At 73.6% G+C, this 17,415-nt stretch carries 15 protein-coding genes; 4 read left to right on the forward strand and 11 right to left on the reverse strand.

From position 1 onward, the window contains the following. Positions 1-103 precede the first annotated feature (103 nt). Positions 104-1,591 (forward strand): long-chain fatty acid--CoA ligase, encoded by a 1,488-nt coding sequence (locus ACFYR0_RS23745; protein WP_389331445.1) that lies wholly within the window; start codon positions 104-106, stop codon positions 1,589-1,591. Between the two features lie 276 nt (positions 1,592-1,867). Beyond that, positions 1,868-2,854, forward strand: a complete 987-nt coding sequence (locus tag ACFYR0_RS23750; protein WP_389331448.1) for an alpha/beta hydrolase fold domain-containing protein — start codon at positions 1,868-1,870, stop codon at positions 2,852-2,854. 77 nt (positions 2,855-2,931) lie between these two features. Here the strand turns inward: ACFYR0_RS23750 and ACFYR0_RS23755 are convergent, their stop codons facing one another. The 10 genes from ACFYR0_RS23755 to ACFYR0_RS23800 form a co-directional block, all read right to left on the reverse strand. Then, positions 2,932-3,300 carry a low affinity iron permease family protein gene (locus ACFYR0_RS23755; RefSeq protein WP_389331450.1) on the reverse strand — a complete coding sequence of 123 codons (369 nt, stop codon included), beginning with the start codon at positions 3,298-3,300 and terminating at the stop codon, positions 2,932-2,934. A 152-nt stretch (positions 3,301-3,452) separates the two neighbouring features. Further along, entirely contained in the window at positions 3,453-4,802 is a 1,350-nt protein-coding gene (gene mftF / locus ACFYR0_RS23760) for a mycofactocin biosynthesis glycosyltransferase MftF (protein WP_389331453.1), read from the reverse strand. Next, the gene (locus tag ACFYR0_RS23765) at positions 4,799-5,584 is read right to left on the reverse strand and encodes a mycofactocin-coupled SDR family oxidoreductase (protein ID WP_389331456.1); all 786 of its coding nucleotides are present in this window, start codon (positions 5,582-5,584) and stop codon (positions 4,799-4,801) included. The genes mftF and ACFYR0_RS23765 overlap by 4 nt, the downstream gene beginning before the upstream one ends. Before the next feature lie 54 nt (positions 5,585-5,638). Then, positions 5,639-6,811, reverse strand: a complete 1,173-nt coding sequence (gene mftD / locus ACFYR0_RS23770) for a pre-mycofactocin synthase MftD (protein WP_389331459.1) — start codon at positions 6,809-6,811, stop codon at positions 5,639-5,641. Between the two features lie 280 nt (positions 6,812-7,091). Continuing rightward, positions 7,092-8,282, reverse strand: a complete 1,191-nt coding sequence (mftC, locus tag ACFYR0_RS23775) for a mycofactocin radical SAM maturase (protein WP_389331462.1) — start codon at positions 8,280-8,282, stop codon at positions 7,092-7,094. After that, complete coding sequence (gene mftB / locus ACFYR0_RS23780; protein WP_389331465.1) at positions 8,279-8,575, reverse strand: mycofactocin biosynthesis chaperone MftB; 297 nt, start codon at positions 8,573-8,575, stop codon at positions 8,279-8,281. Before mftB ends, mftC begins: the two co-directional genes overlap by 4 nt. Before the next feature lie 22 nt (positions 8,576-8,597). Then, the gene (gene mftA, locus ACFYR0_RS23785; RefSeq protein ID WP_389331468.1) at positions 8,598-8,711 is read right to left on the reverse strand and encodes a mycofactocin precursor MftA; all 114 of its coding nucleotides are present in this window, start codon (positions 8,709-8,711) and stop codon (positions 8,598-8,600) included. Positions 8,712-8,821: 110 nt separating this feature from the next. Further along, positions 8,822-9,934, reverse strand: coding sequence for an NDMA-dependent alcohol dehydrogenase (locus ACFYR0_RS23790; RefSeq protein WP_389331471.1), 1,113 nt, complete (start codon positions 9,932-9,934; stop codon positions 8,822-8,824). 71 nt (positions 9,935-10,005) lie between these two features. Continuing rightward, positions 10,006-11,502 carry an aldehyde dehydrogenase family protein gene (locus ACFYR0_RS23795; RefSeq protein ID WP_389331474.1) on the reverse strand — a complete coding sequence of 499 codons (1,497 nt, stop codon included), beginning with the start codon at positions 11,500-11,502 and terminating at the stop codon, positions 10,006-10,008. A 108-nt stretch (positions 11,503-11,610) separates the two neighbouring features. Beyond that, on the reverse strand, positions 11,611-13,293 hold the full coding sequence (locus ACFYR0_RS23800; protein ID WP_389331477.1) for a sigma-54-dependent Fis family transcriptional regulator: 1,683 nt from the start codon (positions 13,291-13,293) through the stop codon (positions 11,611-11,613). A 357-nt stretch (positions 13,294-13,650) separates the two neighbouring features. Here ACFYR0_RS23800 and ACFYR0_RS23805 point away from each other — a divergent pair, with 357 nt between their 5' ends. Further along, positions 13,651-14,874 carry an ATP-binding protein gene (locus ACFYR0_RS23805; protein ID WP_389331480.1) on the forward strand — a complete coding sequence of 408 codons (1,224 nt, stop codon included), beginning with the start codon at positions 13,651-13,653 and terminating at the stop codon, positions 14,872-14,874. Positions 14,875-14,965: 91 nt separating this feature from the next. Here the strand turns inward: ACFYR0_RS23805 and ACFYR0_RS23810 are convergent, their stop codons facing one another. Then, positions 14,966-15,610, reverse strand: coding sequence for a response regulator (locus ACFYR0_RS23810; RefSeq protein WP_389331483.1), 645 nt, complete (start codon positions 15,608-15,610; stop codon positions 14,966-14,968). Between the two features lie 94 nt (positions 15,611-15,704). Here ACFYR0_RS23810 and ACFYR0_RS23815 point away from each other — a divergent pair, with 94 nt between their 5' ends. Then, on the forward strand, positions 15,705-17,393 hold the full coding sequence (locus ACFYR0_RS23815) for an AMP-binding protein (RefSeq protein WP_389331486.1): 1,689 nt from the start codon (positions 15,705-15,707) through the stop codon (positions 17,391-17,393). Positions 17,394-17,415 lie beyond the last annotated feature (22 nt).

Genomic DNA, 17,415 nt, shown 5'->3' on the forward strand with positions numbered 1-17,415 from the left:
GGTGACGCTGTCCGGCCACCCATAGGCGGCCGCCCGGGACGACAGCACCATGTCGTCGACGTTAACTGCGGATTTCAACAGCACCATTCGTGGAGGGCGGACCATGGCCAATCTGGCGGAGTTTCTCGTGGAGACGGCGAGGCGGCAGCCCGCACGGCCCGCCCTGCGCTTCGGCGACCGGGTCATCACCTACGCGGAACTGGAGGAGGCCAGTGCGCGTGCCGCCACGCTGCTGCGGGCCGAGGGGGTGCGGCCGGGACACCGGGTGGCCCTGATGCTGCCGAACGTCCCCCAGTTCGTGATCCTCTACTACGGCGCGCTGCGCGCGGGCGCCGTGGTCGTACCGATGAACCCGCTGCTGAAGGCCCGTGAGACGGCCTACCACCTGACCGACTCCGGGGCGGAGCTGCTGTGGGAGTGGCACCAGGCGCCGGGTGAGGGCGCGCAGGGCGCGGCGGACGCCGGGGTCCGGCACTTCGCCGTCGAGCCCGCGGCCTTCGCCGGGCTGCTCGCCGGGCACGAGCCGCTCGCCGGGACGGCGCCGGCGGACGGCGACGACGTCGCCGTGCTGCTGTACACCTCCGGCACCACCGGCCGGCCCAAGGGTGCGGCGCTCACCCACGCGGGGCTGCGGCACAACACCGAGGTCAACATGACCGAGGTGCAGCGGATGACGCCGGACGACGTGGTGGTGGGCTGTCTGCCGCTGTTCCACATCTTCGGCCAGATCTGCACGATGAGCGTGGCTCTCAGCAGCGGGGCCTCGCTCACGCTGATCCCCCGTTTCGAGCCGCAGGCGGTCCTGGACGCCATCGCGCGGGACGGCGCCACCGTGTTCGAGGGTGTGCCGACCATGTACGCGGCACTGCTCCAGCACCCGTCCGAGGCGGACGTGTCGAGCCTGCGGATGTGCGTCTCCGGCGGGGCGTCCCTGCCGGTGGAGATCCTGCACGGCTTCGAGCAGCGCTTCGGCTGCGCGGTCCTGGAGGGCTTCGGCATGTCCGAGACCAGCCCGGTCGTCACCTTCAACCACCCCGACCGGCCGCGCAAGGCGGGCTCCATCGGTACGCCCATCAAGGACGTCGAGGTGCGGCTGCTGGACGACAAGGGCCAGGACGTGGCGCCCGGCGAGATCGGCGAGCTGGCGGTGCGCGGGCCCAACGTGATGAAGGGCTACTGGAACCGTCCCGAGGAGACGGCGGAGACGATCCAGGACGGCTGGCTGCGCTCCGGCGACCTCGCCCGGCAGGACGAGGACGGCTACTTCTACATCGTCGACCGCAAGAAGGACCTGATCATCCGCGGCGGGTACAACGTCTACCCGCGCGAGATCGAGGAGGTGCTGCACGAGCACCCGGCCGTCGCCCTGGCCGCCGTGGTGGGCACCGCCCATCCGAGCCTGGGCGAGGAGATCGCCGCCGCGGTCGTGCTGCGTCCCGGTGCCGAGGCCACCGCCGACACGCTGCGGGAGTTCGTCAAGGAGCGGGTGGCGGCGTACAAGTACCCGCGTGAGGTGTGGCTGGTGGACCAGCTGCCGACGGGCCCCAGCGGCAAGATCCTCAAGCGCGAGATCACCGCTCCGGCGGGCTGATCCGGGGCGCCGCCCCGTCCCGGCGGGCCCCCGGCGCACGCCTCGGGCCGTCCCGCCAGGCCGGTCCCGGGCGGCGGCCCGGGGCCTGCCCGGCGGGACGGGCCACCTCGCCCCGGCCGGCCGGACCGCGCCGGCGCCGGCCGCGCGTTCCGGTCCGGCGGGGCGCGGAGCTCGTCGAGCGGCATGGGTTCATCGCGGCAGCAGGGGGCACGAGACTCTTCGGCCCGGGAACCCGTACCCCCTCACCTGCCCACCACGTCACGGAAGGCAACGGCCATGACGACTCCGCGCCCGTCCCTGGACCCCGAACTCCGGGAGCTGCTCGCCGGCCTGCCCCTGCTGCCCGGACTCGACGCGGAGGTGCTCGCGGAACTGCGCCGGCTGCCGTCGGCCCCCGTCGACCCCCTGCTGGAGAACCGCCGGGTCGACCGGCGCGAGGTCGTCGTGCCCGCGAAGGACGGTGCGCGGATCCCCCTGTCGGTGTTCAGCCCCGCGGGGACCGGCCGCGCCGACGCGGCGCCCTGCGTGTACTGGATCCACGGTGGCGGCATGGTCATGGGCGACCGCTTCGCGCAGCTGGACATCCCGCTGGAGTGGCTCGACCGGTTCGGCGCGGTCGTGGTCTCCGTCGACTACCGGCTCGCCCCCGAGGCCACCGGCAGCACCCTGGTCGACGACTGCCACCAGGGACTGCTCTGGGTCGCCGAGCACGCCGCCGAACTGGGCGTCGACCCCGGCCGGATCGTCGTCGCCGGGGCCAGCGCGGGCGGTGGCCTCGCCGCCGGTGTCACCCTCCTGGCCCGCGACCTCGGCGCCCCGGCCGTCGCCGCGCAGATGCTGATCTCCCCCATGCTCGACCACCGCAACACCAGCGTCTCCAGCCGCCAGTACTCCGGCGCGCCCGGCCTGTGGACCGCCGAGATGAACGCCTTCGGCTGGAGCGCGGTCCTCGGCGACCTCGCCGACGGCCAGGTGCCGGTGTACGTCTCCCCCGCCCTGGCCGACGACCTCTCGGGGCTGCCGACCACCTATGTCGACACCGGTTCCGCCGAGGTCTTCCGCGACGAGGACACCGACTACGCCCGCCGCATCTGGGCCGCGGGCGGCCAGGCCGAACTGCATGTGTGGGCGGGCGGTTTCCACGGCTTCGACACCCTGTACCCCGAGGCCCGGATCTCCGTCTCGGCCCGCCGTACCCGCACGGACTGGGTCGGCCGGGTGCTGTCCGCGACCCCCGACCGGCATCCCGTGCCCCAGAACTGATCATCGGGGTCCGAACGCCGTGGCCCCGTGGCCGAGCGCCCGATGCCCGGCACTGCGCTCTCGGCCACGGGACACGGTCAGGTCTCCTCCTCCATGCGGATGGCGGCCCTCAGGTCCTCGTGCGCCTTGCCCGGCTCCCCCTCCTGCGCCTCGAGCAGCGCCGCGGCGATGGCGTCCAGCTTGCGCTGGATCGCGCGCTCGGCCCGCAGCTCCGAGTTCTTCAGCAGGGCCAGCAGGATCAGGGTCACGGCCGTCATGCAGTCGCCCGCCAGCACCTGCCACTCCGTGCTCAGCCCGGCCACGTGGACGGTCACCATCCAGGCGACCAGGGCCAGGCACAGCAGGAAGAACACGGGCGAACTGGTGAACTTCGACGCGGCCTCCGAGAACCGCTCGAACCCCCTGCGGCGGTCGCCGCCCCGGTCGGCGGGATGCGCGAAAGTCATTCGTCCTCGCTCTCCAGGAGCACCGGACCGCCGGTGCCGCTCGACGCCAGGTCGCGGACGGCGGCACACCCCGGCCGACCGCTGTCCGGGACGCCCGGATCGCGGGCGGCGTCCCGGCCGCCCCGTGCGAGTACCCCGCCCGGCGGCCGGGCTCACGGAGGGCGGTGATTCCCACGGGCCGGTCCGGTGAGGGCGGGCAGCAGCGGGAGCGCCGTGCGCTCGCGCAGGGCGCCGTGCCACACGCCCGCGCCGTAGGCCAGGTCGTCGGCGAGGCCGGCCGCGCACCAGAGCAGGGGGTGGACGTCCCCCGGCCGGCCGCGCAGCCGGGAGACGAGGAGCGCCGCGAGGGCCGTACGACCGGGCCGGGCGGCCGCGAGGGCGGGCAGGGCGACGGGCCACCAGGTGCGTAGCGCGGCCTGGCCCAGCATCCGTGCGGCGCCGAGCTGCCCGCGCAGCGCGAGCCGCAGCGCCTCGGGGGCCGGGACGCCGGCCGGGGCCAGGGTGCGCGGCAGCAGCGCGGCCGTGGTGGTGGCCACGGCGAGGGCGGTGCGGGGATGCCCGGTGAGGGCGGCGGTCCAGGCGGCGGCCGTCCACGGGGAGAGGCGTGCGGGTGCGACCGCGTCGCCGTGGCGGCGGGAGAGGGGCGCGGCGGAGCCGCCGTAGTCGAAGCGCTGCCGGAGCAGTGCGGGCCAGTCGGCGCGCGGGCGGTGGAGCACCTCGGCCGCGGGCTCGTACCGCACCCGGTGCCCGGCCTCCAGGAGCCGCCAGACGAGGTCGACGTCCTCGCCGTACCGCAAGGACTCGTCGAAGCCGTCGAGCGCGCGCAGCACGGAGGTGCGCACCAGCAGGGCGGCGGTGGGCAGATGGCCGACGCGGCCGCCGGGGCGCACCTCGGCCGGTTCGGGTCCGAGGTCGAGTGGGGAGCGGGCGGCCTCGTAGCGCTCCCGTGCCGTGGGTCCGGGCCGGCTGCGGACCCGGGGCGCCACCGCGGCCACCTCCGGGTCCTCGAAGTGCGGCAGCAGGGACCGGAGCCAGCCGGGGCGGGGTACGACGTCGGAGTCGAGGAAGGCGACGACCTGTGTGGTCACCGAGCGCGCACCGGTGTTGCGCGCGGCGGCCGGGCCCCGGGGCGACGGGTGCCGGGCCACCGCGTCGGCCACGGGCACGGCGGAGCCGTCGTCGACCACCAGGACGTGGTCCAACTCCCCCAGGGACGAGCGCAGTTCGCGCAGTCCGTCGGGCCGGTCGCGGACGGGGACCACGGCGGTGACGTCCTCGGGGCGGTACCGGCCGGCGCCGTGCCGCGGGTGGGCGAGCCCGGCCGCGACGAGCCGCCGGGCCAGGGCGAGGTGGGCCGGTGCGGTGACGGGCTCGCCGGCCAGCCAGCGCCCGACGAGCCGGGCGCCGCCGGGGGACAGCCGTACGGCCCGCGGCGGGGTGCCGCCGATGAGGGTCCGGCCGTCGGCGAGCACCCGCAGGGTGGTGTCGGGGGTGAGCCTCATACGGTGAAGCCCCCGTCCGCGTGCACCACGGTCCCGGTGACCGCCGACGAGTGCGGACCGCAGAGCCAGGCCACCGCCGCCGCGACCTCCTCCGGTTCGAGCAGCCGCTCGTTCAGCTGCTGCCGGGCGAAGTCCGAGGGGTCGACCAGCCCGTAGAGGTCGGCCGTCGCCCGCAGCATCCGGGTCCGGGTGGAGCCGGGCGAGACGGCCGTTGCGGTGACCCTGGTCCCGCGCAGATCGCAGGCCAGTCCGCGGACCAGGCCGACCACGGCGTGCTTGACCGCGTTGTACCCGGCCAGATGCCACAGGCCCCGGTGCGCGGCGACGGAGGCGACCGCGACGAAGCGTCCGGCCCGCGGCTGCGGCCGGGCCAGCAGTTCGGGGACGGCGGCGCGGGCGAGGTGGAAGACACCGCGCACGCCCACGTCGAACAGCGTGTCCCACTCGTCCTGGGGCGTCTCCCACAGCGGCGCGCCGCCGGCCATCACCGCGGCGGCCGCGACGGCGGCGTCCAGGCCGCCGAACTCCCGCCGGGCCAGTTCCACCGCGCGCGCCATGGCCTCGGGGTCGCGGACGTCCGCGGCCATGTCGACGACCGAGCCGGGCCAGGCCTGGGCGAGGGCGGCGAGTTCGCCCCGGCGGGCCAGCGGATAGCCCACGCCCGGCAGGTCCTCGCAGACGTCCACGGCGACCACCCGCCAGCCGTCGGCGGCGAGTTGGTCGACGACGGCGGCGCCGATACCGCGCGCCGCCCCGGTGACCAGTGCGACCCGGCCGTTCATCGGGCGCGGCCCGCCCGCTCCGCCCGGCGGCGCCTCACGCGAGGTCCCCCCATCTCAGGCCGTGCCCAGGGGGCGGACGAAACCGGGCGGCACGACCACGTCGTCGGCGGTCAGTTCCCGGACGGAGGAACGGCCGAGGCCCAGCAGGGCGGAGTCGATGCCGCCGCGCAGGACGTCGAGGACGTTCTCCACTCCGCTCTGTCCGCCCGCGGCCAGCCCCCACAGATAGGCGCGGCCGATCATCACGGCCCGGGCGCCGAGGGCGAGCGCCTTGACGACGTCTCCGCCGCGCCGGACGCCGCCGTCGAGCAGGACCTCCACCTGGTGGCCCACGGCGTCGGCGACGGCGGGCAGTACGCGGATCGGTGCCGGGGTGGTGTCGAGGTTGTTGCCGCCGTGGTTGGACACGGAGATCGCCGTGACGCCGGCGTCGACCGCGCGCCGGGCGTCGTCGACCCGGCCGATGCCCTTGAGCATGAAGGGACCGTCCCACTGTTCGCGCAGCCAGGCGATGTCGTCCCAGGACGGGGGCGCGGTGTTCATCCACGTCCCGTACGCCCCGAAGAAGGTGGGCGCCGGCTGTCCCGCCTCGGCGAGGTTGGGCGCGGTCAGGTCGGGCAGCCGCAGACTCCGGGCGAAGTCCAGCAGCCAGCGCGGCCGGGCGAGGCCCTCGGGGGCGAAGCGCAGCAGGGCCCTGAGGTCCAGCCGTTCGGGGATGACGGGGCTGCCCCAGTCGCGGCCGTGCGAGAAAGACCAGTCGAGGGTGATGATGAGCCCCTTGGCGCCGCCCGCGCGGGCGTGTTCCACGCGTCGCAGGATCGCGTCGCGGTCGCCCATCCAGTACAGCTGGAAGAACACCTGCGGGTTGGCGGCGGCGACGTCCTCCAGCGACCTGCTGGCGAAGGAGCTCAGCCCGATGGCCGTGCCCCGGGCCGCGGCGGCGCGGGCGACGGCGACCTCGCCCTCGGGGTGCACCGCCTGCACACCGGTGGGCGAGATGATCACGGGCAGGGAGATGTCCTGGCCCATGACCCGGGTCGCCAGGTCCCGCTTGGGGGACAGCCCCGCGACGTGCGGCGCGAAGCCCAGCGCGGTGAAGGCCTCGGTGTTGTCCCGGTAGGAGACGCCCTTCTCGGAGCCGGCCAGCAGGGCGCTGTAGACCGACTTCGGCAGCCGCCTGCGGGCCCGGCGGCGGGCCTCCTCGACGGTCTCGAACCAACTGCTCATGCCTGTCGTCGTCCTTTCGCGAAGCCGTGGTGCCGGGTGTTCGAGGTCCCGTGGTCCGTCGCGGAACGGGTCCCTGCGGGCGGGCTCTCGTCGCGGTTGCGATTACCGGTTGCTGGGGGCTGGTTCTCGTCCCGGCGGCGATCACCGGACCCTGCGGGCGCGTTCGCGTCACGGCGGCGATCACCGGTTGCTGCGGGCGGGCTCTCGTCCCGGTGGCGATCACCGGACCCTGCGGGCGCGTTCGCGTCACGGCGGCGGGCCGCGGGCGCGGTCCCGTGGTTCATCGCGGGCCGGTTCCGGCCAGCGGGTTCTCGTCGCAGTGCCGGGCCGCGGGCGCGGTCCGCAGGGCGGGCATGCCCAGCGCGACGGTGCGGGCGCGGGCGGGTGCCGTGCGGGAGTGGTCGCCGGTGGGGCGAGGGGCCGCCGACCGGTCGGCGGCGGCGAGGGCCGGGGCGCCGTGGCCCTTGACGCACTCGGGGTCCGGCCCGTCCAGCGGCAGGCCGGTGAAGAACTTGGCGGCCATGCAGCCTCCCTGACAGGAGTCGTACGCCGGACAGGACGCACAGGTGCCGCCGGTGCCGGGCGTACGCAGCGAGGCGAACAGCTCGGAATCGCGCCACACCGCGCCGAAGCCGGCGTCCCGCACGTTCCCCGCCAGGAACTGCTCGTGGATCGCGAACGGGCAGGCGTAGACGTCGCCGACCGGGTCGATCAGGCAGACGACCCGGCCCGCCCCGCACAGGTTCAGGCCCGGCAGCGGGGTCTCGCCGAGCGCGTTGAGATGGAAGAAGGAGTCTCCGGTGAGCACCTTCTCGCCGTGCGCCACGAGCCAGTCGTAGAGGCGGAGCTGGTCGGCGGGCAGGGGGTGCAGGGCGTCCCAGGTGTCGGCGCCGCGGCCGGCCGGGCGCAGCCGGGTGAGCCGGAGCTGGGCGCCGTACCGGTCGGCGAGGGCGGCGAACTCGTCCAGCTGGCCGATGTTGTGACGGGTCACCACCACACTGATCTTGAACTCGCCGAAGCCCGCGTCGGCCAGGTTCTCCATGGCCCGCAGGGCGGTGGCGTACGAACCGGGGCCGCGGACCGCGTCGTTGACCCCGGCGGTCGCGCCGTCCAGGGAGATCTGTACGTCGAGGTAGTCCGTGGCGGCGAGCCGCCGGGCCCGGTCGGGTGTGATACGGACGCCGTTGGTGGAGAACTTGACGCCGACCTGGTGGTCCACGGCGTAGTCGACCAGGTCGAAGAAGTCGGCGCGCACGGTGGGTTCGCCGCCGCCGATGTTGACGTAGAAGACCTGCATGCGCTGCAACTCGTCGATGACCGTGCGGCATTCGGCGGTGTCCAGCTCGCGCGGGTCCCGTCGGCCGGAGGACGAGAGACAGTGGACGCAGGCCAGGTTGCAGGCGTACGTCAGCTCCCAGGTCAGGCAGATCGGGGAGGTCAGCCCGTGCTTGAAGTGTTCGGTGAGTCTCATGGGGCGGCTCCGGCGCGGTGGGCTGGGCGGTCGGCGGGCTCGATGGTTCCGGCGTCGGCGAGCCCGGCCAGCGCGGTCAGATAGAAGCCGTGCTGGTCCGGGGGCACGGGCGAGGCCGCGAGGGCGGTGCGGACGTCGGGGTGGTCCTCCAGCGCGGACACCAGGTCGACCAGGGCCGGCGACTTCAGGAACGTCAGCCGCCGGGTGCCGAAGTGGTAGGCCAGCGCGCCGAACGGTTCCGTGCGCAGGGCGACACGGGGTGAGCACCGGTAGGGCCGGTCCGGGTCGAACATGGTGGTCCTCCTTCGGAGGGCGTCAGTAGACGCCGCACATGCCGTCGATCGAGACGTCCTCGATCAGCAGGTCCTGCTCCGGTTCGGTGTCGGTGGACTCGGGCTCTTCCCGGTGCTGTCGGGTGTTCTCGGGCACGGTGTTCCTCCTTCGCGACGGGCCGTGTCCTCGCGGGGCGGCCCTGCAGTGGGTGAGGTTGGTCCGGGGCGCCGCCGGTCGCACGGCGGCGCCCCGCGCTCCGCGGTGTGTCAGTGGTCGTGCACCAGCACGCCGCGGATGTTCCTGCCGTCGACGAGGTCCTGGTAGCCCTGGTTGACCTCGTCGAGCGTGTACCGCCGGGTCACCAGCTCGTCCAGCTTGAGCTGCCCGGCCTGGTAGAGGTCGAGCAGCTTGCGGATGTCGTACTGCGGGTTGCCGCTGCCGAAGAGGGTGCCCTTGATGGTCTTCTCCCAGAGGGTGAGGACCGCGCCGGACACGTGGATCGTCAGCTTGGCGGGGTCGGCGAGGCCGGTGACCACGACGGTGCCGCCCTTGCCGACGACGTCGAAGGCGGCCGAGACGACCTCCTCGGTGACCGTGCCGACCAGGATCAGGGCCTGGTCGGCCCCCTGGCCCCGGGTCAGCTCGTCGACCAGCCGCTTGGCCTCCTCGGCGGTGGCGACGGCATGGGTGGCGCCCAGCTTCAGCGCGGTGTCGCGCTTGAGGGCGACGGGGTCGACGGCCACCACATGGGTGGCGCCCGAGATCGCGGACGCCTGGACGGTGTTGATGCCGAGACCGCCGACGCCGTAGATCACCACGGTGTCACCCGCCCGGACGCCACCGGCGTTGGTCGCCGTGCCCCAGCCCGTCGGCACTCCGCAGCCGACGAGCACGGCGGTCTCCAGGGGCAGGGCCGGGTCGACCTTGACGACGGAGTGCTCGGAGATCACGCCGTACTGGGAGAACGTGCCCAGCATGCACATCGCGCCGTAGTCGGCGCCGTCCCGGTGGAAGCGGAAGGTGCCGTCGGGCATGCTGCCCTCGAGGATGGTGGCGCCCATGTCGCACAGGTTCTGGCGGCCGGTCGAACAGTAGCGGCAGTGGCCGCAGTTGGGGATGAAGCTGCAGACGACGTGGTCGCCGGGCTTCACCTTGGTGACGCCGGGGCCGACGCGCTCGATGACACCGGCGCCCTCGTGGCCGCCGACGATGGGGAACCTCGGCGGCAGATCGCCGTCGCTGAGGTGGAGGTCGGAATGGCACAGGCCGGCGGCGACGTAGCGGATGAGCACCTCGCCGGTGGTGGGCTCGTCGAGGTCCATCTCGACGATCTCGAAGGGCTTGCCGATTCCGGTGAGGACTGCGGCTCGGGTTTTCATGCGGCTCTCCTTTGAGCGGGGACACCCAGGCACCCCGTGGCTGCGGGAAGGGAACTGTCGGAACTCCCGCTCTACAGCTGGATGTTCACGGCCTTGGTCTGCGTGTACTGCTCCAGCGCCGCCGCGCCCAGCTCACGGCCCCAGCCGGACTGCTTGTAGCCGCCGAAGGGCATCGCCGTGTCGAACGCGTTGTAGCAGTTCACCCAGACGGTCCCGGCCTGGAGTTCGCGTGCGACGCGGTGGGCCTTGGAGACGTCCTGGGTCCACACCCCGGCGGCCAGGCCGTACGGCGAGTCGTTGGCCTCGGCGATGGCGCCGCGCTCGGCGTTGAAGGGAGCGGCGACCACGACCGGGCCGAAGATCTCCTCGCGCACGACGCTCATGTCGGGCTTCACGTCGACCAGGACCGTCGGTTCCACGAAGAAGCCCCGGTCCCCGACCTGGTTGCCGCCGGTCAGCGCGCGGGCGCCGTCGGCCAGGCCCTGGCGGACGTAACCGGTGACCCGGTCGAGCTGGTCCTGCGAGACGAGCGGGCCCAGCTGGGTGGCCGGGTCCAGACCGGGCCCGATCTTCACCTGGGCCGCGAAGTCGGCGACCGCGCGGGTGAACTCGGCGAAGATGCTGTCCTCGACGTACAGCCGGGTGCCGGCCACGCAGCACTGGCCGTGGTTGAACAGCCAGGCGTTGGCGGTGCCGGGTACGGCGACTTCCAGGTCGGCGTCGGCGTACACGATCTGCGGGCTCTTGCCGCCGAGTTCGAGGGAGACCTTCTTCAGGTTGCCGCCGGCCGCCGCGACGATCTTCTTGCCGACCTCGGTGGAACCGGTGAAGGCGACCTTGTCCACCCCGTCGTGGGCGGCGATCGCGGCGCCCGCGTCACCGTAGCCGGTGACGATGTTGACGACGCCGGGCGGCAGGATCTCGTTGATGACCTCACCCAGCAGCAGCGCGGTGAGCGGAGTCTGCTCGGCGGGCTTGAGGACCACGGTGTTGCCCGCCGCGAGCGCGGCCGGGATCTTGAACGCGGCCATCAGCAGCGGGAAGTTCCAGGGGATGATCTGGCCGCACACGCCGACCGGCTCGCGCAGGGTGTACGCGTGGAACTGGCCGCCGGGCACCCAGGGCACCGACACCGGGATCGTCCGGCCCTCGATCTTGGTGGCCCAGCCCGCGTAGTAGTGGAACAGGTCGGCCGCCCACACCACGTCGACGCCCTGCGCCACCGCGGCCGACTTGCCGTTGTCGAGGGCCTCCAACTGCCCGAACTCCTCGGCGCGTTCCAGCAGCGCGTCACCGATCTTCCAGATCAGCCGCTGCCGCTCGGAGGGCGTGAACCGCGGCCAGGGGCCCTCCTCGAAGGCCTTGCGGGCGGCGGCGACCGCCCGGTCGACGTCCGCCGCGCCGCCCTTGGCCACGTCGGTGATCCGCTCGCCCGTCGCGGGGTCGTAGGTCGAGAAGGTCTCACCGCTGAGCGCCGGCACCCACTCACCGCCGATGAGCAGCTGCCGCCCGGTCGACACGAAGTCCTGCACCGGCTTCAGCAGCGCGGGACGGGAAAGGTCTGTCACGTGAGTCTCCGAAAGAGAGGAGGAGGCCCCGTGTGTCGGCTGTCACACGGGCGTGACAGGGAATATCCATCCGTTCACCTGGCTGTAACTGTCGCAATCCGAGACACCTCAGCCCGTCCCGGCGGCCGTGTCGTCGATGCCCAGCGCGCGAATGCGCCGGTAGAGCGTGGCGCGGCTCAGCCCGAGCCGTCGCGCGGCGTGCACCTTGTTGCCCGAACAGTCGCGCAGCGCCGTGACGATCGCTTCGTACTCGACCCGTTCCAGCAGGCTGAGGCCGCGGGTGCGGGCGGCCTCGCGCAGGGTCGGCGGCAGGTCCCGCCGGGTGACGTCCCCGGCCGAGCGGTTCTCCAGTACGTGCAGCAGCACCTCGCGCAGCTCGTGGAGGTTGCCCCGCCAGGGGTGCGCGGCCAGGGCCTGCACGGCCTGGGCGGTGAACCGCAGCCGGGCCTGCGGACGCAGCCTGGCCACGAACTCGTTCACCAGGGAGGGCAGTTCCTCCCGGCGGGCGCGCAGCGGCGGCAGGTCGATCCGGGCCAGGCAGCGGGCCGCGAGGGCGGCGTGCTCGGGGCCCAGTTCGGGGACGGGGGCGCTGGTGAGCACCGTCCACAGGTCGCCGCGGCCGAGCAGCCGGGCCACCTGGGCGAGCTGCGCGGGCGACAGCAGCTGGAGGTCCTCGACCACGACGACGTCGGCGCCGGCGGCCTCGATCCGTTCCGCGAGGTCCAGGGCTCCGGCCGGTTCGACGGCGTCCAGCCGGCACACCGACATGCCCCGGGTCAGGTCGGCCACCGTGGTGGTCCGGCCGGTGCCGGGCTCACCGCTGACCAGGACCGGTCTGCGGGCCAGGCGATGCCGCTCCAGCTCGCCGCCGTGGCCCTCCGACGGGGCCGCGGCCGCCCGTTCCCGGCCGCGGGGTACCGCGGCCCGGGTCTGCGCCGGGTCGTCCAGAGCGATCAGCACCCCGCCCGTGCCCGGCACGGGCCGGAAGTCGGCGACGACCGTCCGCCCTGCCGACAGCCGCAGCTCCCGGCGGGCGGGCCTGCGGGCGGGCAGCTCCGCCGCGAGACAGCGCAGCAGCGCGTGGTCGGAGGGCTCCAGCAGCTCCATCGCCGCCGAACTGGCCATCACCACGCCCTCGGTGAGCGCGGCCACCGCGCGCCGCCCGCCGACGGACGCCGACTGGTACGCGGCCAGCAGCCGCTGCTCGGACTCCCGGGCGCCCTGGAGCAGCCTCTGTTCGATCTCCCGCGCGGCCCGCACCAGGTAGGGCGCCAGCAGCGGGTTGGCCAGCTCGGCCGGGCAGCTGATGTCCAGCACGCCCTCCAGCCGTCCGGTGACGCGGCTGACCAGGGGATGGCCGTAGCAGGTGAAGGCCTTGAGCGCCTCGATGTAGTGCTCCTCGCCCCGCACGGTGACACCACGCCGTATCTCGAAGACGGTGGCGATGGAGTTGGTGCCGGTGTTCTCCTCCAGGAAGCGGCTGCCGACGACGACCCCGGCCCGGTCGAACGCCCCGGCGAGGTGGTCCACCCCGAAACGCCGGTCGACGATCCGCGCTCTGCTGTCGGCGAGGAGGATGCCGAATCCGCTGCCCGCCAGCTCCGCGGCCAGCTGGTCGAGGACCGGGGCGGCCGCCGTCTGGAGCCGGCCGCGCCGGTCGAAGTCCTCGCTCGGTTCCAGGGCGAGCGCGGTGTCCGGGCGTAGGCCGCTGAGCAGGGAGCGACGCCACGACTGCGAGATCTCCGGCCGCAGCCCCGCCTCGGCGATGAAGGATTCGTCCGGTGTCCGCATGGGTGCGCCTCCGCTCGTGTTCCGGCCCGGCCGTCCCACCCGCCGGACCGGCCATGCCCTTCGTGCCGCGCGGCCGTCCCACCCGCCCGGACCGGCCAACGCCCTTCGCGCGGCGCGGCCGTCCCGCCCGGTCCCGCCACGCCCTTCGTGCGGCATACCAGTGCCTCCGGGCGCTCCGCCACCCCCGAAGGGAGAGGTGCGTGCACCGTCGGGAGGCGTGGGGTGGAGGGGACCTCTCCGTCTGGGGGTGGTGCTGTGACGCGCGCCACGCCAAGGTGGCCGCGGAGCCGTCGTCGGACGCCTCTGGCTGCCGAGACGGGCCCGCGCGTACGATGCCGATGCGAGAAGGGCTCCCCCATGAGCGGTCACAGCGAGCGCGAGCACGAGGTCCTGGATTCCCTGGACGTCCTGCTGCGTCTGGACACGGAGCGTGAGCAGCGGCTCAGCCTCCTCGACACCCACGCCGTGCTGCGCGCACTCGCCGACCGAATACGTCATGAGCACGACTTCGAGATCGCCCTCGCGGGTCTCGTCGAGGACCGGGCCCTGGTGCTGCGCGTCTGGTCGGGCACGCAGTACGACGCCCTGCACGACCTGCCCGTTCCCCTGGGGCTCGGGGTCGGTGGCCGGGTCGCGGCCGTCGGCCGTCCGGTCGTCGTCGGCGACTACTGCCGCTCCACCCGGATCACCCATGACTTCGACTCCCAGGTCAGCCGGGAGCGGGTCACCGGCATGATCGGCCTGCCGATCGGCAGCGGCACGACCCGGGGTGTCATCTACGGCGCCAAGCGCGACTCCGCGGAGATCGGCGACCGGACGGTGGACGCCCTGGGCCGCCTGGCGCGGCTGGCGACCCTCGCCGTGGACGTGGCCGACGGCGCGGCGACCCTCGCCGACACCTCGGTGGCCGCGGAGCGGCGGCGCATCGCCGAGTCCCTGCACGACAGCGTCGGCGCGATGCTGTTCGGCATCGGCTCCTCCCTGCGCAGGCTCCAGACCGAGGCACGCGAGACGCCGTACGTCGCCCAGCGCCTCGCCGTGATCGAGCACCAGCTGTCCCTGGCCGGCAGCACCCTGCGCGAGTCCGTCTCCCGGCTGCGCGAGACGAACTCCGACCTCGACCCGGGCCGACTGGCCGCCGACGTCGCGGAGTTCGTGCACAGCTTCGAGGTCCGCACGGGCGTCCCGGCGAGTTTCGTGCCGGTCGGGCGCACACCGGAACTGGACCCCGAACGCCGGGCGGTGCTGGTACGGGCCGTCGGCGAGGCGCTGCTGAACGTGGAGAAGCACGCCTCGGCGCGCTCCGTGGTGGTCACCCTCGCCGCCCATGACGACCGGGTCAGCGTCGCGGTCATGGACGACGGCGTGGGCTCCCCGGAGCCGGACGAACCGGCGGGCGAGCGGAGTACGGCCGACGCGGGGACGGCGGGAAGCGTGCCGCCCGCGAGGGCCACCGGCGCCGGACTGCCCGCCCTGCGCGCCCGGGTGGAGCGGCTCGGCGGGGCGCTGCGCCTGGTGCGGGAGGAGGACGGGACGACCCTGCGGTGCGACATCCCGCTCCCCCGGCCACCGGCCGTATGACGGAGGCCCTGTGCGCGCGGCGGGTCCGGCTCCCGGCCACCGGCCGTACGACCGGGGCCACGTGCGCACGGCGGGTCCGGCTCCCCCTGGATCAGAGCAGATGCTCCTCCCGGGCCCGCCGCACCGCCTCCACACGGTTGCGGGCGCCCAGCTTCTGCATGGCCGTCTGGAGGTAGGTCTTCACGGTGTTCCGGGCCAGCCCCAGATCCTCCGCGATCTCCGGGTTGGTCTTGCCGGTCGCGGCGAGGCGGACGACCTCGTACTCGCGGCGGCTCAGCGACAGCTGGAACAGCCGGGCCTGGAGCATCGCCCCGCCCGACTCCTTCAGCCGGGGGTCGATCACCCTGACGCCCGCCGCGATGCGCCGCAGCTGCTGCACGAGGTCGGTGTGGGTGACGTCCTTGAGCAGACAGCCGTGCGCCCCGGCGGACATGGCCGCGTCCAGCGCCGCGTGGTCCTCGAACGCGGTGAAGATCACCACCCGGGTGGCGGGCGAGACGGCCAGCACGCGCGGCAGCGCCTCGCTGCCCAGCATGTCCGGGAGCCTGAGATCGAGCAGGACGATCTCAGGACGCAGGCTCGCGGCCTGCTCGATGCCCTCGCGCGCCGTGCGCGCCGAGCCGACGACCTCCAGGTCCGGGGCCTCACGGACCAGCGAGCGGACCCCGTCGCAGACGACCGGATGGTCGTCGACGATCAGGAGCCGAATGGTCTGTCCTGCGGAAACGTGGACCACGTTGATGAACTCTCCTCTCCACCTGGAGGAACCGGAATCGGCCGGGGGGATGAAATATCGGGGTGACGGTATCGAAACATCAAGGAGATGGGCCATGGGCTCGGTCGATGACTTCCTTTCCGCCCGCGAGGTGCTGCTGCGCCACCGGGCCGACTACGACGCCGCCCGCCGCGCGTTCGAGTGGCCGCGGCCCGCGACGTTCAACTGGGCCCTGGACTACTTCGACCGGATCGCCGACGGCAACGGCCGGCGCGCGCTCTGGGTGATCGACGAGACCGGCGGCGAACAGAGTCGCACATTCTCGGAGCTGTCCCTGCGCTCGAACCAGGTCGCCAACCACCTCCGGTCCCTCGGGCTGCGGCGCGGCGACCGTGTGCTGGTGATGCTCGGCAACGTCCCCGAACTGTGGGAGGTGATGCTCGGCGCGATCAAGCTCGGTGTCGTGGTCATCCCGGCCACCCTGCTGCTCAGCCCCGACGATCTCGCGGACCGGCTGGACCGGGGCCGGGTGCGTGCCGTGATCGCCGATCAGGACGTCACCGGCCGCTTCGCCGGACTGCCGGGTGCGGACCTGCGGATCAGTGTGGGAGCACAGGCGCCCGGGGGCTGGCTGTCCTACACGGCGGCCGACTCGGCGTCCGAGGACTTCACCCCGGACGGTGAGACCCCCGCGGACGACCCGATGCTGCTCTACTTCACCTCCGGCACGACGTCCAAGCCGAAGCTGGTGGAGCACACCCACAGTTCGTACCCGATCGGGCACCTGTCCACGATGTACTGGATCGGTCTCCAGCCCGGGGACGTGCACCTGAACATCTCCTCGCCGGGCTGGGCGAAGCACGCCTGGAGCAATCTCTTCGCGCCCTGGAACGCCGAGGCCACGGTCCTGGTGTTCAACTACGCGCGCTTCGACGCGGCCCAGTTGCTGGACGTCCTGGTCCGTTGCCGGGTCACGACGATGTGTGCGCCGCCCACCGTGTGGCGCATGCTCATCCAGGAGGACCTCGGCGCGTACGACGTCAGCCTGCGCGAGCTGGTGGGCGCCGGGGAGCCGCTCAACCCGGAGGTCATCGACCAGGTCCACAAGGCCTGGGGCCTCACCATCCGCGACGGCTTCGGGCAGACCGAGACCACCGCCCAGATCGGCAACACGCCCGGGCAGCCCCTCAAGCCCGGGTCCATGGGCCGGCCCCTGCCCGGCTATCACATCGCCCTCCTCGACCCGGAGGGCAAGCCGGCCCAGGAGGGCGAGATCGGCCTCGACCTGGCCCGCCGCCCGGCCGGTCTGATGCGCGGCTACCGCGACGACGAGGAGCGCACCGCCGAGGCCATGCGCGACGGCTACTACCGCACGGGCGACGTCGCCTCGCAGGACGCCGACGGCTACATCACCTACGTCGGCCGCGCCGACGACGTGTTCAAGGCCAGCGACTACCGCATCTCCCCGTTCGAGCTGGAGAGCGTGCTGATCGAGCATCCCGCGGTCGCCGAGGCCGCCGTGGTGCCCTCGCCCGACCCGGTGCGGCTCGCGGTGCCCAAGGCGTTCGTGGTCCTCACCGGCGGCCGGGAGCCGGGCCCGGAGCTGGCCCGGGACATCCTGCGGTTCACCCGCGACCGGCTCAGCGCCTACAAGCGCGTCCGTCGGCTGGAGTTCGCCGACCTGCCCAAGACGATCTCCGGCAAGATCCGCCGCGTCGAACTGCGCGGGCAGGAGCAGCACCGCGACGAGGAGCGCCGCCCTGACGAGTACTGGGAGTCGGACTTCCCGGACCTCAAGGGCTGACCCGCGAGCCCCCGGAGAAAGA

Source organism: Streptomyces sp. NPDC005017 (assembly GCF_042873115.1).
Taxonomy (GTDB): domain Bacteria; phylum Actinomycetota; class Actinomycetes; order Streptomycetales; family Streptomycetaceae; genus Streptomyces.